27 protein-coding genes are annotated in these 24,718 nt (G+C 52.9%); 7 read left to right on the top strand and 20 right to left on the bottom strand.

Features of this window, described 5'->3' with window-relative positions; genetic code table 11:
- Positions 1-216: 216 nt before the first annotated feature.
- Positions 217-693 carry a CAP domain-containing protein gene (locus tag ACXLHR_RS11855; RefSeq protein WP_458791637.1) on the top strand — a complete coding sequence of 159 codons (477 nt, stop codon included), beginning with the start codon at positions 217-219 and terminating at the stop codon, positions 691-693.
- Here ACXLHR_RS11855 and ACXLHR_RS11850 read toward each other — a convergent pair.
- The 11 genes from ACXLHR_RS11850 to ACXLHR_RS11800 all read right to left on the bottom strand — a co-directional run bounded on the left by ACXLHR_RS11850 (position 690) and on the right by ACXLHR_RS11800 (position 9,325).
- The gene (locus tag ACXLHR_RS11850; RefSeq protein WP_458791636.1) at positions 690-1,634 is read right to left on the bottom strand and encodes a phosphatidate cytidylyltransferase; all 945 of its coding nucleotides are present in this window, start codon (positions 1,632-1,634) and stop codon (positions 690-692) included. The two genes, ACXLHR_RS11855 and ACXLHR_RS11850, sit on opposite strands and share 4 nt — an antisense overlap.
- Positions 1,631-2,272 carry a lysophospholipid acyltransferase family protein gene (locus tag ACXLHR_RS11845; protein ID WP_458791635.1) on the bottom strand — a complete coding sequence of 214 codons (642 nt, stop codon included), beginning with the start codon at positions 2,270-2,272 and terminating at the stop codon, positions 1,631-1,633. Before ACXLHR_RS11845 ends, ACXLHR_RS11850 begins: the two co-directional genes overlap by 4 nt.
- A gap of 72 nt (positions 2,273-2,344) precedes the next feature.
- Positions 2,345-2,629: a hypothetical protein gene (locus ACXLHR_RS11840; RefSeq protein WP_458791634.1), complete on the bottom strand. Its 285-nt coding sequence runs from the start codon at positions 2,627-2,629 to the stop codon at positions 2,345-2,347.
- A 21-nt stretch (positions 2,630-2,650) separates the two neighbouring features.
- Entirely contained in the window at positions 2,651-3,325 is a 675-nt protein-coding gene (locus ACXLHR_RS11835; RefSeq protein ID WP_458791633.1) for a PspA/IM30 family protein, read from the bottom strand.
- Between the two features lie 95 nt (positions 3,326-3,420).
- On the bottom strand, positions 3,421-4,026 hold the full coding sequence (locus ACXLHR_RS11830; protein ID WP_458792538.1) for a TetR/AcrR family transcriptional regulator: 606 nt from the start codon (positions 4,024-4,026) through the stop codon (positions 3,421-3,423).
- Positions 4,027-4,217: 191 nt separating this feature from the next.
- A complete protein-coding gene (locus ACXLHR_RS11825; protein ID WP_458792537.1) occupies positions 4,218-4,403 on the bottom strand; it encodes a hypothetical protein in 186 nt (61 codons plus the stop codon).
- Positions 4,404-4,652: 249 nt separating this feature from the next.
- Complete coding sequence (locus ACXLHR_RS11820) at positions 4,653-4,844, bottom strand: hypothetical protein (RefSeq protein WP_458791632.1); 192 nt, start codon at positions 4,842-4,844, stop codon at positions 4,653-4,655.
- A gap of 169 nt (positions 4,845-5,013) precedes the next feature.
- On the bottom strand, positions 5,014-6,240 hold the full coding sequence (locus ACXLHR_RS11815; protein WP_458791631.1) for a TCR/Tet family MFS transporter: 1,227 nt from the start codon (positions 6,238-6,240) through the stop codon (positions 5,014-5,016).
- A gap of 211 nt (positions 6,241-6,451) precedes the next feature.
- Positions 6,452-7,252: a 3-oxoadipate enol-lactonase gene (pcaD, locus tag ACXLHR_RS11810; protein ID WP_458791630.1), complete on the bottom strand. Its 801-nt coding sequence runs from the start codon at positions 7,250-7,252 to the stop codon at positions 6,452-6,454.
- Positions 7,253-7,542: 290 nt separating this feature from the next.
- Complete coding sequence (locus ACXLHR_RS11805) at positions 7,543-8,514, bottom strand: threonine ammonia-lyase (RefSeq protein ID WP_458792536.1); 972 nt, start codon at positions 8,512-8,514, stop codon at positions 7,543-7,545.
- The gene (locus ACXLHR_RS11800; RefSeq protein WP_458791629.1) at positions 8,501-9,325 is read right to left on the bottom strand and encodes an alpha/beta fold hydrolase; all 825 of its coding nucleotides are present in this window, start codon (positions 9,323-9,325) and stop codon (positions 8,501-8,503) included. Before ACXLHR_RS11800 ends, ACXLHR_RS11805 begins: the two co-directional genes overlap by 14 nt.
- A 139-nt stretch (positions 9,326-9,464) precedes the next feature.
- Between ACXLHR_RS11800 and ACXLHR_RS11795 the strand changes: the two genes are divergently transcribed.
- On the top strand, positions 9,465-9,899 hold the full coding sequence (locus ACXLHR_RS11795; RefSeq protein ID WP_458792535.1) for an FKBP-type peptidyl-prolyl cis-trans isomerase: 435 nt from the start codon (positions 9,465-9,467) through the stop codon (positions 9,897-9,899).
- Positions 9,900-10,195: 296 nt separating this feature from the next.
- Here ACXLHR_RS11795 and ACXLHR_RS11790 read toward each other — a convergent pair whose 3' ends face one another.
- From ACXLHR_RS11790 to fabA, 4 genes are all read right to left on the bottom strand, one after another.
- Entirely contained in the window at positions 10,196-10,297 is a 102-nt protein-coding gene (locus tag ACXLHR_RS11790) for a hypothetical protein (protein WP_458791628.1), read from the bottom strand.
- A 12-nt stretch (positions 10,298-10,309) separates the two neighbouring features.
- Positions 10,310-11,098 (bottom strand): enoyl-ACP reductase FabI, encoded by a 789-nt coding sequence (locus tag ACXLHR_RS11785; RefSeq protein ID WP_458791627.1) that lies wholly within the window; start codon positions 11,096-11,098, stop codon positions 10,310-10,312.
- A gap of 550 nt (positions 11,099-11,648) precedes the next feature.
- Positions 11,649-12,878, bottom strand: a complete 1,230-nt coding sequence (fabB, locus tag ACXLHR_RS11780; protein WP_458791626.1) for a beta-ketoacyl-ACP synthase I — start codon at positions 12,876-12,878, stop codon at positions 11,649-11,651.
- A 159-nt stretch (positions 12,879-13,037) separates the two neighbouring features.
- Positions 13,038-13,547 (bottom strand): bifunctional 3-hydroxydecanoyl-ACP dehydratase/trans-2-decenoyl-ACP isomerase, encoded by a 510-nt coding sequence (gene fabA, locus ACXLHR_RS11775; RefSeq protein ID WP_458791625.1) that lies wholly within the window; start codon positions 13,545-13,547, stop codon positions 13,038-13,040.
- A 146-nt stretch (positions 13,548-13,693) separates the two neighbouring features.
- On the opposite strand from fabA, the gene irr reads away from it, so the two are divergent.
- Both irr and ACXLHR_RS11765 read left to right on the top strand, forming a co-directional pair.
- Positions 13,694-14,110, top strand: a complete 417-nt coding sequence (gene irr, locus ACXLHR_RS11770; protein WP_458791624.1) for a Fur family transcriptional regulator Irr — start codon at positions 13,694-13,696, stop codon at positions 14,108-14,110.
- A gap of 73 nt (positions 14,111-14,183) precedes the next feature.
- A complete protein-coding gene (locus ACXLHR_RS11765; RefSeq protein ID WP_458791623.1) occupies positions 14,184-14,696 on the top strand; it encodes an REP-associated tyrosine transposase in 513 nt (170 codons plus the stop codon).
- 229 nt (positions 14,697-14,925) lie between these two features.
- Here ACXLHR_RS11765 and ACXLHR_RS11760 read toward each other — a convergent pair whose 3' ends face one another.
- Genes ACXLHR_RS11760 through ACXLHR_RS11745 form a run of 4 tightly spaced genes read right to left on the bottom strand, consistent with a single transcriptional unit; the run spans position 14,926 to position 18,989 of the window.
- The gene (locus tag ACXLHR_RS11760) at positions 14,926-15,960 is read right to left on the bottom strand and encodes a TniB family NTP-binding protein (protein ID WP_458791622.1); all 1,035 of its coding nucleotides are present in this window, start codon (positions 15,958-15,960) and stop codon (positions 14,926-14,928) included.
- On the bottom strand, positions 15,960-18,161 hold the full coding sequence (locus ACXLHR_RS11755) for a Mu transposase C-terminal domain-containing protein (protein ID WP_458791621.1): 2,202 nt from the start codon (positions 18,159-18,161) through the stop codon (positions 15,960-15,962). Before ACXLHR_RS11755 ends, ACXLHR_RS11760 begins: the two co-directional genes overlap by 1 nt.
- A complete protein-coding gene (locus ACXLHR_RS11750) occupies positions 18,145-18,357 on the bottom strand; it encodes a hypothetical protein (RefSeq protein WP_458791620.1) in 213 nt (70 codons plus the stop codon). The genes ACXLHR_RS11755 and ACXLHR_RS11750 overlap by 17 nt, the downstream gene beginning before the upstream one ends.
- A complete protein-coding gene (locus ACXLHR_RS11745) occupies positions 18,357-18,989 on the bottom strand; it encodes a PDDEXK family nuclease (RefSeq protein WP_458791619.1) in 633 nt (210 codons plus the stop codon). The genes ACXLHR_RS11750 and ACXLHR_RS11745 overlap by 1 nt, the downstream gene beginning before the upstream one ends.
- Before the next feature lie 1,242 nt (positions 18,990-20,231).
- Here ACXLHR_RS11745 and ACXLHR_RS11740 point away from each other — a divergent pair.
- Positions 20,232-21,998, top strand: a complete 1,767-nt coding sequence (locus ACXLHR_RS11740) for a restriction endonuclease subunit S (RefSeq protein ID WP_458791618.1) — start codon at positions 20,232-20,234, stop codon at positions 21,996-21,998.
- Between the two features lie 28 nt (positions 21,999-22,026).
- Here the strand turns inward: ACXLHR_RS11740 and ACXLHR_RS11735 are convergent, their stop codons facing one another.
- A complete protein-coding gene (locus ACXLHR_RS11735) occupies positions 22,027-23,904 on the bottom strand; it encodes a TniQ family protein (RefSeq protein WP_458791617.1) in 1,878 nt (625 codons plus the stop codon).
- 242 nt (positions 23,905-24,146) lie between these two features.
- Between ACXLHR_RS11735 and ACXLHR_RS11730 the strand changes: the two genes are divergently transcribed.
- Entirely contained in the window at positions 24,147-24,401 is a 255-nt protein-coding gene (locus tag ACXLHR_RS11730; protein ID WP_458791616.1) for a hypothetical protein, read from the top strand.
- 75 nt (positions 24,402-24,476) lie between these two features.
- Complete coding sequence (locus ACXLHR_RS11725) at positions 24,477-24,641, top strand: winged helix-turn-helix domain-containing protein (RefSeq protein ID WP_458791615.1); 165 nt, start codon at positions 24,477-24,479, stop codon at positions 24,639-24,641.
- The last annotated feature ends 77 nt before the right edge of the window (positions 24,642-24,718 follow it).

Raw genomic sequence — 24,718 nt, 5'->3', positions numbered from 1 at the left:
CTTTGTGCGACGCGGGGTGCGATGTCGGTTAACCGGCTTTTTGCCTCGCTTATCGGCGGCCGGCTGTTCAATCGGGTTCGGGTGTGTCATTGTTTGCCTGAAACACAGGCCGTTGAGTAGCATATCAAGTGATTGGTGGATGAAGCGGATTAATCAAAAGTAAACTGTTTTGTGAAAGCTTGTCCTCGTATTGATGCGAAGTTCGAGGAGCAACTTATGAAATATCTTTTGGCGCTGTTTAGTCTTGGATGGCTTGCCGCATGTGGCGGAACATCTATTGGTAGCATGGCATATGAGCCACCCGTGACATCGCCTCGCGACCAATCGTTTGGAAATATCCTGAACAAAGTGCGTATTGGGAATGGCGCAAATGCCGTAACCTATGACAGCAGACTTGATGCTGCCGCACAGGGGCACGCGGACGATATGGTAAAGCGCGACTACTTTAATCACATTTCACCCGAAGGCGGCGATGTCGAGGACCGTATCATCGCGCAGGGTTACACTCCTCGGGCATGGGGTGAGAACCTTTCGGGTGGTCAGCAATCAGAGGCGGACACCCTTCGGGCATGGCAAGACTCGCCAGCGCATGATGCAATGCTGAACGCGCAAAGCCTGGAAGACTTCGGGCTTGGCGTTTCTGGCACCGGCCGCGATACGCGCTGGGTTCTTGTCATGGCAACAGAGGATTAAACCGCCCAGAAATACTTCGTTAGATGGTAGAAAATCGGGGCCGCAAAAACCACGCTGTCTAACTGGTCGACGAACCCGCCTTGTCCCGGAATAAGGTGGGACCAATCTTTGACGCCGCGGTCACGCTTGATAGCGGCGAAAACGATATTGCCAAACATACCAACAATCGAAGCAATTCCGGCCATCGCCATTGCCCCCAATACACCAAACGGTGTGATCCAGCTTAAAAGCCCGCCAATCAATATCGCAGAGCCTACTCCACAGGCCACACCTTCCCATGTCTTTGGCGAGAGGCCCGCGGCAATTTTTGTACGTCCGATGCGGCGACCAAAAAAATATTCCAGTAAATCGCCCAATTGTACGACCATCACAAGGAACGTCACCAGCAAAATAGACCGCCCGCCGCTACCTTCGAAATCTAGATTTATTAATGCGGGCACGTGGCTCACACAGAATACGGCGATCATCAAGGCCCATTGGGTCTCGGCAACGCGGATCAAAAACTTGTTGGCATTGCCGCGCAGCGCCGAGACAATTGGTAGCAACAAAAAAGCGTAAACGGGAATGAAAATTGCGTATAATCCCTGCCAGTTCAGCGCGACGAAAATATATTGCAGCGGCAGCACGACAAAGAATGCAAGTGCGAGCGACATGTGATCCGCCTGAGCTTTGGCCGTCAGCGTCAGAAATTCGCGCAGAGCGGCAAAGGACGCAAAAGCAAATAGCACAATCACGCCGACCTTGCCCAAAAGCATCGCAATTCCGACCAGTGCAACCATGCCCCACCAGCTTTGCACACGGGTCATATAGGTTTCTAATACAGGGTTTTGCGTATCCGGTTCTTGGCGCGCGCGCAGCACTTCACCCAAAAACGTCAGGGCAACCAAAATGAAAAACGCACCCAATGTCAGCCAGATAATATCGCTTGTGGTTCCAGTCATGATGACACCTGCGGTTTGAGGTCGGACAGCGCACGGGCAGCACGCGCGAGAAACGCATCTTTGCTCTCGCCCTCTTGCACATGCACCGGCGCACCAAATGTCACGGTGCAAATCAACGGAAGCGGAATGATCTCGCCCTTGGGCATAATTGTATTCAGGTTCGCAACCCATGTCGGTACCAGATCGACATCAGGCCGCGCCAAGCCCATATTATAAAGCCCCGCTTTGAACGGTAGCAAATCGTCTTCGCCCATATTGCGATTGCCCTCTGGGAAAATGATCAGTGACGAACCCTCGTCCAGCGCCGCAAGGATCTTATCCATTGGATTGTCATTCACTTCGGGCCTGCGATCAATCAACACACAGTTAAAAACCTCAGGCCCAATAAATGCCCGCAGTTTATTTTTCAGCCAGTAATCAGCCGCTGCTACAGGACGCACTTCGCGGCGCAGGGCAGGGGGCAACACCGACCAAATCATTGGCATATCGCCATTGGATGTATGATTTGAATAATAAACCCGCTGACGCGGGATCGGTTCAATTCCTTGCCAATCGGCGCGCACTGCGGTGATCGCGCGGGCAAATAACCGAATGCAATGGCCTGTGACGCGGGCGGCGAAGGGGCGAAGGATATTCATAATCGAACCTTAACGGGGATTTGCGGATATGAAAGCAGGAAGGATAGGTTTTACCCCGCCCTTCCCCTCAGCTTATTTTTGGTCGCTGTCGCTCACATAGTCCGACAGCAATTTCTCGTTGCGGGCCTCTTCTAGGCGCTGAATGCGATCCTCGGAGAGGCGGTCATCAAAGCGGTATTTTACAAAATTGACCAAAGCAAGCGTCAGTAAGAGAATACCAATCCCCCAGAAGCCCTTGGTCGAAAGCGGCACTTCGGGCGACATATATAGCGAAAGCGCGAGCATTCCGTAGGCCACTAAAACGGAAAAGCCGTTAAAGAACATGATAAGTGAGTTGTCTGATTTATTGGACTTCATGAGCCTTACTCCTGGGAAAAGTTATTTTGTTGATTTTAAACGATCGAGAACAGATTGACCTGTGGCGCGGCTGGCATCGCCAAACCCTGCGTCAGAAAGGCGATCTGTAATCGTGCCGTGCGAGAGGCCTTTGTTGATGTCAGACAGAATCTCGCTGTGTTCAAACGGATCATCGCGGCCCAAAACACGGGCAATCAATTCTTCGGCTTCTTCGACACTGCTGCCTTGTGAAACAGGACCCATGCGCACTTGAATATCTTGTTCGCGGCGCACCGCGCGTGCTTGGATTGCACCTTGTTTCAGGTCGATAACGCGACGATGGCCCGCCTCGATACTAGAGCGTAAACGCAGAACTTTTTGGTCCAAACGTGTCAGGGTTGTGTTGCGGATGGTCAGCTCGTTTTCCATCTGTGCAATGGCCGTCGCAGCCTCGGCTGCCAGTGCTTCGTTATCGGCGTGAAGCGCTGCTGTGGCGCGTTTGGTCAGATCGGCAATGCGGTTTTGCAAGGCATGGCGCTGTTGATCCTCAGAGCGTTGACGCTGGATCAAGCTGGCGAGAGTGGCTTTTGCGGCTTTTAACGTTTGGTCTGCTTCGCGGATTTTTTGATCGATCAGCTCGATTGCAAAGGCGTCACGAACGCGATCTTCAGCTCTTGCATTTGCGCCTGTAATCAGGGTGCTTAACGTTTTGAACATGTCTAACTCCAGTTTCCCAATCAGTGCGTGAACACTGTTCATAAAATGGTTTTAGTATTAATCATATTGTATAGCAAGAATAAAATGAACGTCGTTCACCAGAGTGGTTTGGCGCCAGTCATTTGCTTTAAAATAAGGGAAATCATGGCGTCTATATTATCTGTGCGCACGCCTGCATTAGCTTCGTCCAGCCCTAATAACACGATTCCATGCACGGATGAAAACAACGCTTTGGTCAAAAGCATCAGTTCATCGGGGGCCATTTTTGGATTCAGCGCCGCAAGAGGATCGTGGATATAGGTGAATAGCTGCCCCATTTCGGTCAGATACCAGTCAGGGGCTTCAACGCCCTCTGCGCGATCCAAGTCAAACAGCGCGCGCCACAGGTTATGATGCTGCGCGGCAAATTCGTGATAGGCGTGACCCATGATGATCAATCGTTCGGTCGGGTCTTGCGGCGCGTGCGCCAATGAGGCCGCAACCTGTGCGCCCAAAGCACGAAACGTGCGCGCGTTGACTGCGAGCACCAGATCGTTCAAATCGCCAAAGACGTTATAGATTGCGCCCAATGCACAGCCCGCCTGCGTCGCCAAATCCCGCGCGCGCAGCCCTATCAGCCCGTCGCGCGCGATCGCCGCCTCTGCGATATTCACCAAATCGTCGCGCAAAACCTTGCGCCGCTCTGCCACTTTACCCGCCATGTTGTACCTCATATTGAACGCAGTTCACCATAGGTCAGGTTTGCGTGGCAGGGAAGGGGCCACTCTTACACAGGTGCACCGCACGCAAAATTATTAGCCGCATGATAGCCAATCGGATCTTCTTGCATCTGCAAAAGTAACCCATCCCCATCAAACGGATGCGCGCGCAAGCGATTCATCGACTTCAACACTTAACCCCGTAGCAAATGGCACAGGAATATATCCATCCTCCACCGATGACCCGTTTTTAGCGCCGCCGCAAACTCTGTGAGTGTCGTCAACCGCCCACCCGTCGCCACGGGAATGCGCACGGCACTGGTTACGGCCCGCATATCCATATCTCGCGGCGTGAGGTCTTCATACCAAAGCGGTGACAACGGATCGAAGGCTTGACTCAAACGAATAGCGCCGGCAGCTTAAAATACCTATGGGTGCCAAATAACAGCTCGGCGCATGATTCTTTAAGTACTTTAGAAAAAACCAGAACTTAGTCGAAAACGATGACGTTGCGCTTGGCCTATAGCGTTTTTGTGTCTGCTATCGCTTCGATAATCTGCTCTAACGTCCATGTGCCAGAGACCATTTCATCTAGTTTCAAGCGAGCCTGCTGAGACAAATCAACCATTCTAAGGAACGTCGCGCGCAATCACGGTGTTGCCTGTTTTTGATCCGACCATACCTTGGCCAACAGCGGTCATGCCGTCCGGATCATAGGTGGCCGCATCACCGATATGCGGCATGCCAACCATTACAACCTTGCCACCCGCGGCCAGATATTTTGGCGCATGATTGTAAACGGGCACGATTTCGACAGTCACAGAAACTGCATCCGCGCTGCATCTTAAGGAGCGTCATCGGAGGCAAGCACGCCGTCCTTCGCAGCAAATTTATGGTAAACGGTGGTTTTGATTTTGGCCATCGCAACGTTCTTTTGAGGGCAATCTGAAACTGCTACTCTCACAGCCAAACGCTAGGCCAATCCCGAATTTATCTGTGATCTAGATCTCTCGGCGGGATCGCGCGACGAGCGGGGACAAATATCGCCATCGCGCCCAGCACCACAATCGCGGAAAACAGAAACGGCGCGCCGGGCAGATAAAGCGGCGCATCCTCGTGCGTAAAGAAAAAGAACAGCTGCGTCATAAGCAAAGGTGCAATAATCGTGGCCACTGCGTTGATCGAGGTCAGCGTGCCCTGTAACTCGCCTTGCTGATTGTCAGAAGCGGTGCGCGACATGATGCCTTGCAATGCAGGCCCTGCAATCGAACCCAATGCAGTGAACGGTGTCAGCGCAAGGGCAATCCACCCGTTGGTCACAAAACCCAGCATCACAAACGCCAGAACGTCGATGCCAAGACCAAGCATCACTGCATTGCGCTCACCAATCCGTTTCAAAACCGGGCGGATCAAGAAGCCTTGTACCACAGCCATGCCAATCCCGAATGACGCAAGCGATAGTCCGATCATCCCTGGTCCCCAGCCAAACTGCAACTTGCCAAAGTAGGCCCACACACTGGGATAGACAAAAAATGCAATGGAATAAACAAAACTGATGATCATCAAACGACCTAATCCGGGCAATTTATTGATGTTTCTGAATGCGCCCAACGGGTTCGCCCGCCGCCAGTCAAACGGCCTGCGAATACGGTCGGTGACTGTTTCGGGCAAAGCAAAATAACCAAACACCGCATTCATACCCGCCAAAATCGCCGCCGCCCAAAACGGGGCACGCGTTCCGTATTCTGCTAATAAGCCACCCATTAAGGGACCAAGCACAAAACCGACGCCAAAGGCCGCACCTATCAGGCCAAAGTTCGCGGCCTTGTCTTCGGGTCCGGAAATATCCGCCATATAGGCACTCGCTGTTGAATGGGTCGCGGCAGTAATGCCACCAATCACACGCCCCACAACCAGCAGCCAAATCGTGCCGGCAAGTGCCATCAGGACATAGTCAAATGCCATCACCACAAGTGCTATCAATAAAACCGGACGTCGCCCGAAACGATCCGAAAGTGAACCCACCGTAGGACCGAACAGAAACTGCATCGCGGCAAATATCGTCGCCAAAATTCCGCCCCAAAGCGCAGCTTGCCCCAGATCACCGCCCTCAAGACCTTGGATCAGGTCGGGCATAACCGGCATAATCAGGCCAATGCCCATGCTGTCGATCACAACCGTCAGTAGAATAAAAATCACGGGCAAGCGATTTGACATGGATGATCCCCAGATACACACTTTACGATCTATCCCGTTTTGCGTCATGTGCAATAGCCGATAAAGTCCGGATGGCCTCTCAGGACCAGCCGAAAGCGGTAAATGTGACGCCTGCGTATCTCTTACTAGCCGCGGCAGGTTGAGGGGCAACTGGCTTCACTTCACGGTCTATATTCACGCGATGCTGCAAGAGCCGCGGGTTCAAGAAACCTCAAACATGGCCAATACTTCTTATGAAATCCGACAGGATCTCGGCGTAAGCAATCGGATCCTCAGCGCAGGGCAGGTGCCCACATTTTTGCATCACCTTAAACTGTGACCCAGGGATCAAATCAACGGTTTCCCGCACTAGGTCAGCAGGAGTCGCCCCGTCATGGCCGCCTGCAATTCCCAACGTGGGGATGCGCAAACCAGAGGTTGGTGTGTAAAAATCCGTGCCAGAAATCGCGGCACAGACACCCATATATCCGGTGGGATCGGCAGCACTGAGCATCGCCTGCCATGGCTCCATGTCGCGTGTCCCATAAAATTCGCGGCCAAACCAACGCTGCATAATGCCCTCGGAGAGCGCAGGTAAACCTTGGGTCCTGATCGTATCAATGCGATCTTGCCACAGCGCCGGACTACCAATCTTGGCAGCCGTATTCGACAGCACTAATGCGTGGATCAAATCGGGTCGCTTCACAGCCAACCCCTGCGCAATCATACCGCCCACTGACAGACCGACAAACAGCGCATCTTTCACTTCAAATGCATCACACACCGCTTCTGCGTCACTGACCAATTGCCCCATGCTATAGGGGGCAGCCGGCACATCAGATTGACCGTGGCCGCGCAAATCATAGCGAATAATCCTCAGGCCCTCAGGCAACAAAGGGATCACCTTCTGCCATAGGTGCAACGTCGTGCCTAAAGAATTGGCAAACACTACCGTGGGTGCCACTTTATGGTCCACGCCATCAACCCGCGCATGAATTTTCACACCGTTCTGATCAATCGTTATTTCACGCATCGTTAAATTCTCCTATGCTCTGAAAAAGATCAAGCCGCGCTGAAGGTTTCCCTTGCGCGGCTTTCACTTGTTGTCCGGTCCGTCGCTTGCGCGGGACGCTGAACAACCCTCCCTTAGGGTAAAGAATGAGATTTCAAGTCCAGAGTCAACAAAAACTATCACGCTCGTAGATATCGGCCTATCCTGCATATGCATAGCAATAGGTTGACGGTCGATAATATGTCGCACTTGTCACATTTTCAGTGTCCACTGCGGATCATTAGCGATGAAACCCGCAGTTGAATTCCGCTTCAGAGTGTCGCCAGGGCACGCTGAAACAAGGCCGTGTCGACATTGCCGCCGGTGGCAACAGCAACCACAGTGTCGTCTTTAAACTGATCAGGGTGGAACAAAGCCGCGGCTAATGCCACAGCCCCACCGGGTTCGAGCACGATCTTTAGCCGTTCATACGCCAACCCCATTGCGCGTAAACATTCCTCATCGGTGACAACTAGCCCTGCTCCGCAGTGCGCCTGCATGATCGGAAACGTTAAATCGCCGGGTTGTGCCGTAACGATAGCATCACAAATCGAACCACTTAATTTTGCATTGGTAAGGATTTCATCCGCCGCCAGCGACCGCGCCACGTCGTCAAACCCCGCAGGCTCCGCAGGGCGCACCCGCATCTTTGGTGCATCCGCCGCCAGCGCCAGTGCAATTCCAGATGTCAGCCCGCCACCACCGCAACACACCACAACCTCGGCCTGTGTCACCCCGATTGCCGCCGCTTGCGTCGCAATTTCCAAGCCAACCGTGCCTTGCCCCGAAATGACATCCGCATTGTCGTATGGCTTGATCAAGGTCAGTCCACGCTCGCGCGCAATGCGGGTGCCAATCGCATCACGATCCTCGGTGGCACGGTCATATAAAACCACTTCAGCGCCCAAGGCCCGCGTATTATTGATCTTAATTCTTGGCGCATCAGAGGGCATCAAAATCACCGCTGGCGTGTTAAACTCTTTTGCCGCTAAGGCAACGCCCTGCGCATGGTTTCCGCTAGAATAGGCAATGACGCCATTCATCAACTGGGCGTCCGACAGCATCGACACCGCTGCCCAACCACCACGAAATTTAAACGATCCGGTGTGCTGCAAACATTCCGCTTTCACCAACACTTGACGCCCCGCGAGCTTATCCAAAAACGGCGATGACAGCAGGGGCGTGACCTGCGCGTGGCCAGCAATCCGCTGTGCCGCAGCACGGATCATTTCAATGTTCATCAAGGTCCTCCAACCATTCAGCCAACGCATCGCGGGCATCTTTCTCATCCAGAAACGGCACATGTCCTCGATTTTTGATATCCGCACGGATCATATCGGGACGGCGGCGTAGCATCTCGTCGGCACAGGCCTCGCTTAACAGATCCGAATTCGCACCGCGGATCAACGCCAAAGGCAAGCCACCCAACGCATCATAAAGCGGCCATAAGTCTACACTCGGTTGCTCTAATCCCTCTAGCACCGCATCGCGTAACTTCGGATCATAACGCACCACCAACCCTTCTGTCGTCTGGGCATAATGCGCACGGACTTCGGCCAGCCATCGGGCATGTGGAACACCTTTGAATTGCACCCAATTGCGCGCACGCGCACGGGCCGCGTCCTCGTGATTATCCTCCACAGGGTTTTTGCCGATGTAATTGGCAATCACCTTCATACCTTTGGGGTCGATCTCGGGGCCAATATCGTTCAACACAACGCCCAGCAGGCGGTCCTTGGCCGTTGCCGCGAGTAACATTGCAATCAAGCCTCCACGCGAGGTCCCCAAAATTGCTGACTGCTTTAACCCCAAGTGATCCATCAAAGCCAGCGCATCCGCGGCCTCTTGCGGGACAGTATACGTCTTGTAATCGGCCCAATCCGACTGCCCGCGACCACGATAATCCATACGGATTAGCCGGACAGGAAGGTGTGGCGCCACATGATCGAAATCCGCCGTATTGCGGGTCAGCCCTGTCAAAGCCAGCACAGGAATACCCGCACCGCTTTCCTCGTAATATAACTTGGTGCCATCAGCGGCGTTAAAAAACGGCATGATTACGGTCCTTTCGATTTGTCTGTAGGACAGATTGTCACGCATCGGGACGGGCCGAAAGGGGCAAAGCGGTTTGCATGTCCGTCCATCAACGCATAGCGTGGGTCGTTCAAGCCAACTAAGCAGAAAGAGACGAATGATGACTCAAGCAAAATCCGGCGACACAATCCGTATCCACTACACCGGCACCTTGAAAACCGGCGAAGTTTTTGACAGCTCCGAAGGGCGCGATCCGCTCGAATTCAAACTCGGCTCCGGCATGATTATCGCAGGCCTTGATGCCGCGATCCAAGGCATGGCCGCTGGCGAAAAGAAAGTCGCAGAAATCCCCTCCGCGGAAGCCTACGGCGAAATTAATCCTTCCGCACGCCAAGGTGTGCCACGTACCGAATTTCCCGACGATATCCCGACCGAAGTCGGCACACAGTTGCAGATGCAAAGCCCTGAAGGCCAGGTAATTCCTGTGACGATCGTCGAAGTCTCCGAGACCGAAGTGACGCTCGACGCTAACCACCCGCTGGCTGGCAAGGACCTAACGTTTGATTTTGAAGTGGTAGGTATCGACGCCGCCTAAGCGTCCGGGGGCTTCATCCAGAACGGCTCGAATACATGGTCGCCAAGGTCGCAAAAAAATGCGGCCATACGTGTGGCCTTCTATATCTTGCACTTTCTCGTTGTCGTGGCCGCCATTGGCCGCGGCAGCGGCAACAATCTCATCCACTTCCGTCGGTGTTTCGCACGTCAACGCGATCAAGCAGCCCGTAGACCTGCGGCTATCAGCCAACGGCTTGGCGTGTCCCCCTCAAATTAGGGCTTGGTCAACACCCTCAAATTTAAGGTGTCCTACAGGATGATACAGATTGAAATATCTCAGTTAAACTGCGGGTTAATCCCAAAGCCCAGCGCCTCGTAAAATGCTCGGCTTTTCGCAAGATCAGCAGTGGCAATGTTCAGAAATACTTTATGTGTCATAGAGGTAATTTCTTAAAGATTTTCCGCCTGCGGCATGCCCAACACATGATAGCCACCATCTACGCGAATAATCTCGCCCGTCGTGCAAGCGCCTGCATCCGATGCCAGATAGACAGCCGTGCCACCCACTGCTTCCAAGGTCGCGTTCGCCCGCATCGGGGCATTCTCGCCGGTATGTTTGTACGTTTTGCGCGCACCACCAATCGCTGCCCCTGCCAGCGTCTTCATCGGACCCGGCGAAATCGCATTCACTCGAATTTGGTCGGGGCCCAGATCATTTGCGAGATAGCGCACAGCACTCTCCAGCGCCGCCTTTGCCACACCCATCACATTGTAATTCGGTGTGACTTGGTTTGATCCCTGATACGTCAACGTCAAGATGGTGCCGCCATTCGGCATCAAGGGCATCACGCGCTTGGACACATCAATCAATGAATAACAAGAAATCGCCATCGAGTTTTTAAAGTTCTCAAGGCTGGTATCCGAAATACGCCCCGTCAATTCGTTCTTGTCGGAATAGGCAATCGCATGAACCACAAAATCAATCGTCTCCCAACGCTCCGCCAATGCGGCAAACGCAGCATCCATCGACACCTTATCCGTCACATCCACATCAACCATGAAATCAGATCCAACGCTGGCCGCCAACGGTTGCAACCGCTTGCCAAACGCCTCGCCCTGATAGGTGAACGCGAGCTCTGCCCCAGCCTCGGCCATCGCTTTCGCGATCCCCCAAGCAATAGAGCGCTCATTCGCAACCCCCATGATCAACCCGCGTTTGCCGTGCATAGAAATGGTCATGTGGTGTCCCTCACTCGTTTTAATCTAGGTGAACGGTTTGGGACACGGCGTCAAGTTTTTGTAGGTTTTCTGGATTTAAGTTTGGCATCCCGTTGTTTCCTAACGACATATACGGTAACCCAAAATGAGAGGCCTAGACCTAGAAGTAAGGAATTTGGGAGGAACAATCGTGAGCTTAGCTGACATTTTCACCGTTCCGATATTTTATGGTGGTACGGCTTTGGCTTGGTTGATTGCTGCGGTATTTACTAGGATGCTGGCAATCCCGAAGTGGACATACGCCGCTCTCATACTTTTCTTGGTGTCTTGCTGTCTCCACGCGGTTATATGGTTTGGCAATACATCGCCATTTCTGGCAGGTGTTGGTATTATTATACTTGCTTACGGTGCGCTATTGTCGATCGCCCTGACGTTGATCTTTAGGATATCTATAAGCTTTCTCGCAATTGTAAGGCGTAAGCGGTGAGGCTACGCATCCTTTGTCACTGCGCATTCGAGGTTAATAGCGTTGTCCGTATACGGGACAAAGCTATTAACCGTTCACTCCAAACTACCCCGTAAACTTACTCAACAACATCGACCCATTCGTTCCGCCAAACCCGAACGAGTTTGTCATGATCGTGTCCAGCCCTGCGTTATCGACGCGGGTTGTGGCGATCTCGGCGGGGTCTAGGTTTGGATCAAGGGTTTCGACGTTGATCGACGGCGCGATGAAATCATCCTGCAACATCAACATGCAGTAAATCGCCTCGGACGCGCCAGTGGCCCCCTGAGAATGCCCTGTCATCGATTTGGTCGAAGACACAGGTGGCGTAGAGCCCTTGCCAAACACACGGCGCACTGCTTCGATCTCGCCGACATCACCCACTGGCGTTGATGTGCCATGCGCGTTGATATAACTGACCTTGCGGCCTTCGGGCAAAGTCTCCAGTGCCAAACGCATTGCGCGCTCGCCGCCTTCACCAGATGGGGCCACCATGTCGTGACCGTCGGAGGTTGCCGCATACCCAGTCACTTCCGCATAAATCTTTGCGCCACGCGCCTGTGCATGCTCAAGGGATTCGAGAACCAACATGGCACCACCACCCGCAATCACAAATCCATCACGGTCCGCATCAAACGCGCGCGACGCCTTCTCTGGCGTGTCGTTATACTTGGACGACATCGCGCCCATCGCATCAAACAAACACGACAACGTCCAATCCAATTCTTCCGCACCACCCGCAAACATCACATCCTGCTTGCCCATCATGATCTGCTCGGAAGCAGCTCCGATGCAATGCAACGATGTAGAGCACGCCGAAGTAATAGAATAGTTAATGCCCTTAATCTTGTATTGGGTCGAAAGATTCGCGGAAATCGTCGACGACATGCATTTTGGCACGGCAAACGGCCCAATGCGCTTGGTCGCACCCGTAGTTTTCACAACCTCATGCGCGGTCAACATGGCGGAGGTGGACGGCCCACCAGACCCCGCAATCAACCCCGTGCGCACATTCGAAACAGTCGCCTCATCTAGCCCCGCATCGGCAATCGCCTGACCCATCGCAATATAGGCATAAGCCGCACCCGGCCCCATGAACCGCAGCGCACGTTTTTCAACATGTTCGGTAATATCCAGCTTGACCGTGCCAGCAATGCGCGACCGAAACCCGTGCTCGGCCATCTCCGCACTTGCGACAATCCCCGACTTGCCAGCCTTTAGGCTCTCGGCAACCTCAGCGGTATTATTCCCAATAGGGGACACAATCCCCAAACCCGTGACAACAACGCGACGCATGAGCGCACTCCTATATTAGTGTTGCTTCTTTGTAGAATGGGGAGGGGCGGAGGTGCAAGTGGGTAGGGGGCTTTGTCGCAGCCGAGGGCGATGCGCATCATAAAATGGTGAGCTTTGGTCTGTAGGAGCGTTGTTTGCGGGGGCTAGCCCCCGCGAATTTTAGCTCTCGCTCAACGCGACCTTCATATCCTTAACCTCATAAATCACCTCACCATCGGCCTCTACTATCCCGTCAGCCACACCCATCGTCAGTCTGCGAGTCTGGATCGCCTTGGTGAAATCAATCTTATAAGTCAGCATTTTGCGGTCAGGGCGCACCATGCCTTTCAGCTTTACTTCGCCAACGCCAAGCGCATAGCCACGACCCAGCCAGCCGCGCCAGCCAAGGTTAAAGCCGGTCAACTGCCACAGGCCATCAAGGCCAAGACAGCCGGGCATGATCGGGTTGCCGGGGAAGTGGCAGTCAAAGAACCAAAGGTCAGGCGTAATATCGAACTCGGCCAGAATATGACCCTTGCCGTGCGCGCCACCATCGGCGGACACTTCGGTAATACGGTCCATCATCAACATGGGCGGAGCAGGCAGTTGGGCATTACCCTCACCAAACAACTCACCACGGGCACAGGCCAACAGGCCTTCTTTGTCAAAACTGCTTGGGTATTGGGACATGGACGACGCCTTCTTATTGCTTGAATTCAAGTGCTTCACGCATGTTTAACACTGGGGGCCGCTTTTGGGCAAGTGTAGTGCATTTGCGTTTTTAATTGATATCAGACCCATTCGCACCATATGATTAGGTGAAAGTAAGAGGTTTCATGACTGACACGGCAACATCACGTAGCACGGCATGGCTTGCAGGGGTCGGATTACGGCCCACGCGGCAACGTATGACGCTTGCATCGTTGCTGGTGGGCGACGGGCAAGATAGGCATGTGACGGCGGAAGGGCTGTTCGATGCGGCATCCAAAGCGGGCGAGAAAGTGTCACTGGCAACCGTTTACAATACACTGAGCGCGTTCTGCGACGCAGGTCTGATGCGCGAGATTACGGTTGACGGGTCCAAAAGCTATTTTGATACCAACATGACGGACCACCCGCATTTCTATTGGGAGGATACGGCAGAATTGACCGACGCGCCGCTGCACCAACTGGAAATCTGTCGTCTGCCCGACTTGCCCGCAGGTGCCGAGATTTCATCCGTGGATGTGGTAATCAGGCTACGCCGTATCTGAGATGGGTTAAAACCCGTCTTACCCCGCCTTAAAGTTCAGTATTTGTTTACCCGAATCCGCATAGCTTGGATCTATGACAAATTACCGACGCCCCTTTGTGCCAGGCGGCACCTATTATTTCAACGCATGCCTCGCGGATGCAAGTAGCACGCTATTGGTCGATCATGTGGACCTGATACGCAACGCTGTTAGCCTATGCCAAAAACAACGCCCATTCACGATCAATTCTGCCGTGGTCCTACCCGCACAGATCCAAATGATCTGGACCCTACCCGAGGGTGATGCCGATTTCCTGACCCGCTGGCGTATGCTTAAATCTACTTTTTCGCGTCATGTCCCGATGCCGGAAGCCCGCAGCTCCAGCATGATCAAGCGTGGTGAAAAAGGGATCTGGAAACGCAAGTTCACGGAACACCTGATCAGGGACCAAGACGACTACGCATTGCACGACCACCTGATAGCAACAGCGCCATTACGCGCTGGTCTCACAAGAGATGCCTCAAGCTGGCCACTCTGCTCTGCGTATAAACGTAGGATGCGTTTCAACGCATCGGATATCATCTGCCATACAAACTTGCCGCAATGAAAAATCGGCACCTAATATTACTATTTATTATCAAGTGCTTACATAGGCGTCTCGAAATTCGTTTCACGAAAGCTTCCGCGTTTGCCATAGAAAGCGTCCGCAAAATTCACCCATTGAATCAGCGTTTTAAGGCGCTAACCAACTGGCAAAAAACGAAAAACCCGACCTGAATGGCCGGGTTTTTAAGATTCTGATAGCTGAAGTTTGATATTGATAGGTCGTGCCCTAATCAGCGTTTGCGGCCAACCCTCGGGCTGCGCATGGGCGCTTCATCATGCCCTTCGTCCTCCTTAGTAGCCCAAAGCTTAGACGCGTCGATATCTTGCCAATCTTCAGCAATGAACGGGTTCATTGCAATTTCGCAGTCCGAGATATGGGTGAACGCCCGTGTAAAATGTTTCTGATCAAGGGCGGTATCGCCGACGAGGACCGCCTGTTGAATAGCCCCGATGATGATTTTGACAGCGATCCCCAGACGATTGCAGCATGCAACAAAAAAACGGTCGATGAACTTTGGATCGGTTTCCGTGAAGCCGGAAAGACCTGATTCAGCGACATAGCTGGTGATCACACTGCGGACTGTCTTTGCATCTGTGGCCTTTGCGATGGGCGTAATTTCAGTTGGTTTAATGCGACGCCCGAGTTGCTGATCTACATTGAGCATTTCTTTCATCTCTTCGGTGCCTGATAGCACCAAGATCACCGGCCACTCCTTGTTTTGGCTCAAGGATTTCAGCGTGTTGATGACTGCTTTGCGCTGCGGCTTGTTTGCTTGCCCCCAGATATCCTGCGCCTCATCAAGATGAAGGATTGTGACATTCTTTGCCTTGAGCTGAAAATGGACTTTTTCCCACAGTGTCGGAAGCGCCGCTTCTGCGATGTAGCGAACAGCAACAGGATAGCCAATCTCTTTCATTACGGCCTCGGCTGCCGTTCGCAGATTGGCTGGCGTGCGGACGCGGACAGAAATGATTTTGTGGTCGGCCTCGCCGTCAATGCCAGTTGCATTGAGCTTTTGGACTTCAGAAAAAACCCAGTCCAATGTCCGCGTTTTACCCGAGCCGGTGGGGGCGACTATGGCCATCCCGTCAATGGTTTCCAGCGATCCCATAGATGCCAGGCAATTGCGCTCTTCATTCAGAAGAAGCAGCTTGTTCAGGATGATGGTTTGTTGATTTGTTTTGACAAACCGCTGGCTGAGGGTGGCGGCAATGCGACCTGCCGCTTTGATCTGATCGATAGTGACTTTTGGTTCGCGTGCCATTACAGGATCTCCGGCTCTTCGCCGCCGTCTTCGTCGGCGTCATGTTGGGTGGGCGTCACTGGCGTAGCCACGATTTGGATTTGGGGATGATCAAGCAACTGGTTTGTGCGCTCGTCAGAGAGTATGTCCACAGCTGCTGTAACGAGATCGCACTCGATATCGGCACTCTGATTGACGATGGGTATGCCAATGAACAACCTGTCGCGGCTACGTTGAATTTCAACCTCCGGCATGCAGGTCGGCCCGAGATCGAGGCGTGCAGCCGCTACCGCCACAGTAGCGCGGATGTCGGTCAACGCTGTCCGCACGTGGGCACGGTCAAGCTCAGCTTCGTCACGGAAACGTTCGCGCATAGCCTTCTCAGTCGCAATCCATTCGACCAAATGGACCTTGTCCAAGAAGTCGAGCTTGGCCTTCACCGGGTATGACACACCTTCCCAACGCATAACGATCCACCCCAGGTCCTTGGGGTCAACCCGCACTTCAACGTTGGTTTTACCCTTTTCCAGGAAGATGTGTTGCACCATTGGGCTTGTATATTCGATCCCAAACAGTGTGATTCCGTGGTTGCCAATGCGACGTTGGCCGGGGAGACCAAAGGCCGCACGGCGCGTAAAGCCATCGGGGCCCAGATCTACCCCATAAGTTGACGTCAGCCGATCCCATGCCCGTGCCGGAGTTTCGCCGCCAAGGCCTTCGTGGGGCAGGTTGTGGTATACATCTACCACAAACCGCATCAGAATTCCGGTGATTTCATCTGTGGTCAAGCAAGCGTTGGCTTCGGCATTATAGTCGCCCTTCACCACGGAATTCCGGAAGGTGCGCCCCGGAAGCTCCTCCATGAGGGTGTTGCTCCACGTGCCAAAGACCCTTTCGACATGCGCACGCAGTTGCGCGACACCAGCCACTGTATTTGCAACACCGATGCCTACATCTGTCACAGGGGCCTGAAACGCATTGGCGATGAACCACTCCCCGTTGTCTGACGCCAAGGAGCGGGCAAGCCCGTGCTGGTTCCATTTGCCGGTTGCACCGTGGAAGGCCGCATATTCGGTTTTGTCCATTGTGGTCAACTCGACCGTGCGCAATGCGGCCTCAACGCTGGGATTTTGCGTGACAGTCAAGCCAACGATGCACCGCGTTGCACAATCGATTACGACAACGGCCCAGAGGCGCAGTTTTTTAAGTGCTTTCAACTGCTCTGCCGTCAATTCTTTTGCTCGGCCGCTGGAAATTGCCAAGGCAAAAACGTCGAGTTTCCATTCGTCAATCTCAAGCCGCTCCATGGGAAAGCGGACCTGAAGACCAGACATGTTAATTGCGAACTTGCGGTTGGCCGCGCCGACGCCATCACGTTGACACGTAACGGTATAGGCATCGAGAGCCTCCATTTGGCGATAGACCGTCCGGTCGCTTGGCGTCACAAGCGGTTCGAGGCCCTCTGTCACCCTACGTTCATTGCAGGCGGCAATTGCATCACCTACGTTTTTGACGATCTTGCTTTTCGTGGGGCGAAGATTGCTGGCATATTTGACGACTTGCTCCTGCATGATGATCATGGCCTCTAAAACAAGACGGCTCTGGACCTTGCGGCCTTTGCCCTTGTGACATGGCACAAAAGCGCGCGCATCAAAGCCGCAATGGATGCCGATTTTGATCTTCTGGCGCCACGTCTTTACAGACGGCAGCTGAAACTGCGTCACCGTTTGGCGCGAATCTTTCCGCTTTTGCGGCTTATCTTTGTGCATAACAGAGACGTTGCGCGTTTTGTCTTGTGCTTTTTCTTCGATTTGCTGTTGCGCCGCCCAAGGGGCCATGTGGCCAGCAAGTGTCGGTTTTGCGGCTTCCATGCTTGAATCAGATAACGTCATTTCGCCGCTTCGGATCAAAATCTGACCAAAACGTGCCAATTCGCAGTCGGAAAGTGCTTTTGTGCGCTTTTTAGGTGCGAGATCAGCAAGAAATTCGGCATCAGATTTCTGCCGCACGGCAGCACGCGAGCGTCCGAAATGACCGCGCTCGATACGAACATCCGGGCTATCCAGCAGGCCAAACAGTTTCTCGTGCCGAAGCGTGATGACCCGTTCAAGTTCATCATCGCTGGCAAAGCGAAAACCTTGATCGTTTTGGTCCAGCAAGCGGTAGGACTGGTTTTTGTAGACCAAAAGGTCTTTTTTGTCGAAATTATAGTGAAAAGACATCAGAGTCCTCCTTTGCTCGTTGGGTCTTGCAGGTTGCTTGCGTCGCGAAGGCGCGTTTCTGCGCCCTCGTCATCCATTTCGTAGATCCACTCAGGGTTGCGAGTGTCTGCAAATTGATGGTGTATTCGTCGATTTCGATGCGCTCGCCCGGAAAGACACGCTTGTCTTTGGAAAATTTTGTGAAGTGGTAGGACATCAGAAGCCCCCTTTTCGCACGAGGGAGTGCAAATCGATCAAACCGGGGCGGGCAGTTTGCAAAACCCCTATGCCAATGGCGCGGACAGCGGCTCGAAAGCCGCGGTCACGCAGTGAGGTGGCCGCGATAAGACGATCAATCTGCACATCACCAAAGAGATCGCTCGCGAACTCTTGGACAACGCTATCCGCCTGCGGGTCAGGTGATATCCTCGACAAATGAATCAATTCCGCGTTCCGCACCTGAACGGGTGTGAAATCTGCATCTGTGATCACGACAAAGCGGTCGGCATGCCGAGGCACAGCATATGTCCGGAGTGCCTTCACCTGAGCTTTCAACAGTTCGGTTTGCGCGTATTTCCATGGCTTAACCAATACCCCGACCCGGGTGCCATCCAACTTGTGGGCTACCAGATCGATGGTGTGCGGCGTTTCACCATCACCTTTTGGCAACATGATCCGTTGCTGTTCGATGATGTCGACGACATCGCGCCGGGCAAGCAGAAGATAGATCACCTTCTGTTCAAGGCGGCTTTCGAAATGCATGCGCTTTCGCTGCCCCGGCCGGTTGGGCACGGGCACAATGACAAAGCCGCGGTTGCTGATCGACGAGCGCGGATGGATTTTGCGCATTGATGCCTCAACGTGCGTCAGCACGACCGGTGGCGGAAAATCTTCAGTGAATTCGTTCATGGTATCTCCGGCCAAGGAGGGTTTCCTCCTAAGGGCTATTCAAAGGGTTTCCGGGGATCGGCCGCATGAATTGACGTGCAAGAATTGCGTCAATTCAGTCGCGGTGTTCTAAGCGCGGCCGAAATTGATTTTATGCCGCAGTGCATACGTGGGTTTCCCGGAACATCCGGTGAAGCTCCTCAAAATTGGCAGCAGGTATTAATTCCAAAACTGAACCCCAAGCACTAATCTGCGACTGTTAAGGTCTTTCTGGGAATTAGCTCCAGTTGCCGGGTTTTGTGTATGGTGCGGTATGAGCGGGGAACCCCTTGCATTATCGAAGAAAATCGAGTAACGCTCATGGTGTTAGATGATGTGGGCTCTGCTCATGTCCTTACGAATGGCGGGTCTCGTTGGCGCGAGACGTGCTCTTCGTTTCCTATGCTCGTTCAGGTCATCCCATTCTCCTCTCATCAGTTTTTTCTTTGAACTTACCGCATGGCGGTCTGGTCAAATTTACTTGTTGTTATGACGCAATTTCAAGTCAGAAAATGTGCCTTAAGATATTGGTATTTCACCATTTTTCTAGCGCCCAGATTAGCGAAGCCAACTGGCATTTTCGCATCCGGTATCCTTGCACCAGGTGGAAATCTTGGGTTCGTTAATTCAAGCCACACAAGATGAGGCGGGACCCCATAGCGCAAAAGCCCGTGTGATTGTGGAAAAGCGAAATGTCCTTGATTTCTCACTGCTTTTTTCCATAGGGGACGATCGAAGGCTCCATTTTTCAAAGTGACAGGGATTTGGCAAATAGTCATGGCTGCGAACCTTTTTGAATGATGCATATGACGGATATCGAGAGCCGATTCGCATCCTCAGAAGCGTCAGGATTAAGGATGGCCCCCCCGTTTTACTGGCTCTTTACTGAGATCCTGATCGCGGAAAGCCGATTATTAGTCTTTAGAACGGCTTGTTTATAACCACCGAAGCTCATCCGTTATTCTCCACTTCTCGATTAATTGTCGAATTCTTACATCAGGATAAGGCGAATGACGTCCACTTGCGAGTTCAGAATACAGTTCAGGAGTAGATCTATCAGGTGCTGATAGATATTTTATCGATTAAATCGTAGCATGAACTTTCAAATTTCATTGACATAAGACATGCCTGTAAGGGCACATGCCAACGGAGTTCATACAGCCAATGGAAATTCCTTCGGAGATCGATACCAGCAGCTTTGAAGGTCTTACACGGCTATTTCGCTTCGCTGTAGGGCTAAGAAAGAACGACTCCGACGATGCTTCTCTCGCACTGCTTGAGAGCCGATTTGACCTAACACCTTATGTTCCAACTTTCCGCGGAGCCCTCGAAGACTTCGCTCGACAGCTGAACGCGCTTGAGCCCAGCCAACGTTTTACGGTAGTTTGCGACCTAGTCTCCGCCGCGGTTCCCGATGCTGAAAAGCTTGACGATGAACTTGTTCCTGAACTTCTTCAGATATGTGGTGATGCAAGAATTGCGCGCTTCTCTTTCGTGCCGGCCATCCTGCCCTGCCTCCTGCATGCGCAGAAAACTCAGCAGACTCAAAAAAGCAGCCTTGCCGGTTGCCAGATCAGATACGCGGGTGTCGGGTCGGACAGAGATCTCGTAGCATTCGCATCTCTGTTTTTAGATCTAGCGATATATGCGGAAACCAACCCTCCTTGGGACCCGGATGCGGTCTTCGACAATGGTGAGCCAAACTTTGAGCCGCCCGACGTTGAGATTGCGTTTCCACCCGCAGATTTTCGATCAAATACTGTGCCCCACCTTGAGGCAAGCGTTCGGGCATCAAAGCTTCCCCGCGCTGTTGATCGCGGAAAATACGATCTTGAAAGTGTTATGCTGGCATATCTTTGTGAGGCTGAAGGGGCGGCCCTTGTTTTCACCTCGGCGAACTTCCTTTCATCTACAAAGCAATCACGACTTTTGACTCGCCAACAGCTTCTTGATCTTTCACGGATCTCCCAAGTGACAGAGTTAACGATATACCAGCCTCATGTGTTCGCGATTGAACTAAGCAGGGCCGGGCGTCCGAATGAGACCATTCGGATGGTGGTGACAAAAATGGTGCACGATCTGACTAGGCCACCGCTTGGCCGAAGCCCATTGCGGCCCAAACTTGCGATGGTTTCAGTTGATGATGTTCGGACTGCTGGAGATTCCCTAAAACCGTCGCGCTACCTCGGAACAGGACCTTCTGGCGGGCGAGATTTTACGGAAATGATGAGTAACATTTCAGGACGCCCAAAATATGTGTTGGCTGATTTTTTTGAAATCATTCGTCCCAAAACAACAAGAAACGATCTGGTTGGAACATTTCCTTTACAAGAAGCCCGTGCCGGCAATATCTCGGAAAACGGAGAATTCCGTGGTTCATTTCGCAAAATAAATGTTCGTTCAACATTAGCAGTAGGACTGGACGAGCAGGTCATCAAAACAGGTGACATCTTGTTTGCACACCGGGGACCCGTGGGTAAGGTTGCATATGTGACCGACCCAATCATTCGAGAAGCCAAAGTGTGGGCGGGTCAAACTCTTATGATTTTTCGTGCGCGCAAGAAGAGTTCAACCGACCGGACTACCTTGTATTGTGATCCCAGAGTGCTTTTCATGTATCTGCTCACACCAGATGTCCAAGCCAGCTGGACCAGGGCCGCGACAGGTGATCGCAGTCCGGCTATACCGATAGGGATAATTGAGAGTTTTGGCCTGCCGGACAACCTCTTGCTTCCTCAAAAGCCAAACCAGAATTTTTCGAATTATAGTCAGGCTTCATCATCCAGCTATACAGATGTTATAATTACTGAATTTCAACAGAGGCAAAATGAGTTGAAAAGGTTACGTGAAATTGAAGCAGAAATGAATGATGGATTGATCCGAGTTTGGGGAGCGGCTTGGGCAAGGCCGACCGACCACGGTGAACTGTGATGTGAATTAGGTGTTCAGTCCCGGCAACTCAGTCGCGCCACAAAAATGCAACACTCTCTATTCTTCCTGGGTTGCGGGGCCATGCTGCCAGAAAGTGTTTGAAAATGAGGTCCCGGCGGTAGATCGGCCCATACTGCCTATTCGCGCCGCCGATCGAGTGGACTTTTACCGCATTCAGGGTTCTCAATGCTGCGACAGTGCTGCCCCCTAAGTCCAATGCAATATTCTTCAGACCAACATAATCATTGTTAAATTCGGCAAAATCGGCGTCAGTCACATAGAGCTGTGGAACTTTCTTGATGGGGTTCCGTCCAAGCACGGCCGTCAGCAGGCCCGCGTCGACCAGAGCGCGGACCTGCGGCAGGCGAATACCTACTTCTTCCCCGACCTGCGCAAGAGTGCGTCCGATCACGTTGTCTTTCTGGATTAGCGGTCGCAATTCCTTTAGGTCCACTATGATACCAAGATAACCGGGTCGCTCCGAATGCAGGCCTATCCGTTTCAATTGTCCAGCGTGCAGAAGGCGCACGATGTCGCGTGACGAGCAATTCAAGCGGCGAGACGCGGAAGGAATGTCACAGCAACCCTGTGGTGCCTGCCGCATTCGAACGGCGCGGGTCAGTAGGATGTTGAGAAAGTCTTGGATGTCTTTTGGATTATAGGCCGGGTAGGTATTTTCGCCCGTAGCAATTGGGGAAAAATATCCTTCGTCTTGCATGATCTCAAATTGGTCCCGAGGGAAATTGAAGTGTTCGTGGGCTTCGCTTGCGCCCATCGAAGAGGTCATTTGTGCTAAAATCGGTGCAGCAATGGCGGCGTCGAAAACATCCCATGCGTCCGAAGTATTTTTATCCGCCGGAGCTACCAAGCCTGCTGCCGCGAGGGCTTTCCTCAGGCGGACAGTGCCCATGCCTGTCTCGTTTGATGCTGTGCGCACGGAGTGGAGGCGACGTATTCCCACTGGCACACCAAGCACTTGGTCGCCGGGGCCAAGCGGCCATGTGTTTAGAATATGCTCGCGCAGGATAGTGCGAAATGGCTCGAACTCCGGCCCATTCATATCACGTGAAAAGCGGTCGTGAAGTGGACCGAAACGTGCATTGGGCCCGTCTTGTGGGCTTCCGCCTCGCCTTTGGATCGCGTCGAGCATGCCGCGCACAAACTCTTCGCCACGTTGACAGACGTCGAACCCTATTTTGCCAGCCTCATGCCAGTTGTCTTCAGTCATGCGCGCAGATTTTTGCAGCCAATCCAGCATGACGGCCCTGCCCAGTAATTCACAAAAGCTGGCAGCGGCATAGAAATCGTGTTGGTCGAACCAGTATTGGTGGTTTCCTGCGTTGATACGGCGCACAACCCAATCTTCGAACTCGGAATACTGTCGCGGCTCGGGATCAAGTTGGCCTGTCGTGATAGGGCAAAGCTTTAAGCCGACGAGCGTTGTAAAGTCATGTCGGGTGGTTGCGTTGCGATTTGCCCAGAGAGTGATTAGAGGCAGATTATGAATTGAGCAGGTCCTTAGAAAAGGGAGCTGCCAGTCAGCCCGCATCGCCATCCCAATTTGCGTCAACTTTCCAGCACGCCGTGCGTCCTCCCGCAAACACGCAACGCATGCGCGAACCTCTGGGGATTTTACTGCTTGCCGGGGAAGGGGGAGGCCATTTCTGACATAGTCGCGAATATCGAGCTTGCGATAGCTGGCAGCGGCAAGAGCATCCGGACTGACGTTCCCATACAGCGCAAGCTGTTCGATTGCGTCTGGATCACCGTCGACGACTGACTTAATGGAGATTTCCAAATCCGCAGCCAGTTCCGCCGCATTTACGCCATTGCGCATTGCCAACCGCGACAGGAATGACGCGGGAGTTTCGCCAGCGATATGATCAACTAGAAGTGGGAGCGGCATTTACAAGATTTTGATAAGGATTTTGTTCCTACAGCTATCACTATGATCGATGCTCTGCGCAAGCACGGAATTTGCGTTTCTCGAAGATTTTATTTTATTACAACAGGATAAAGTGAATCTGTGCGAAAACAAGATTGACAAGTTGCGTGAATCTTATACCGCGCAGTGCGATGGCTGACTCACAGGGATTCCCAAAGCGGTAAAGTCTGAATCTATGGCGGTAGGTCTGGGAGGACATTGCCATGGGTGTAGCGATAGCGTTGCGGGTGGACTTTGACGGGGCGATATTGAGGCGCCTGGCACGGAAGACGAAGAACGCAAACCAGAGCCGAAGGCTGCTGGCGCTTGCGGAGATCTACGATGGCGGAAGTCGGGGCGATGCTGCGCGGATCGGTGGCGGCGTGGGTCTGCAGATAGTGCGCGATTGGGTTGTGAGGTTCAATGCGCGCGGGCCGGATGCGCTGATTGATGGTAAAGCACGCGGCAATCAGCCTTAGCTCAATGATGCCCAACGCGAGGCGCTTGTAGCGATCGTCGAAAGCGGACCGAGCCCTGCTGCGATCCATGGCGTAGTGCGCTGGCGACTGATCGACCTTGCTCAGTGGCTCTATAAGGAATTTACGGTCTCGATTGACAAAACGACCGTGAGCCGGGAATTGAAGAAGCTCGGCTACGTCAAGCTCACGGCGGGTCCGCAAATCTCAAGATCACGCTATACAATGGTTGTGGACTTATAACGACGAGCGCGCCAACATGGGCATAGGCGGCATAACACCCGTCATGAAATTGAAAATGGCCGTGTAAGTTCTACGAA

Source organism: Yoonia sp. MH D7, from assembly GCF_054439475.1.
This window is presented reverse-complemented; position numbering and strand designations above follow the sequence as displayed.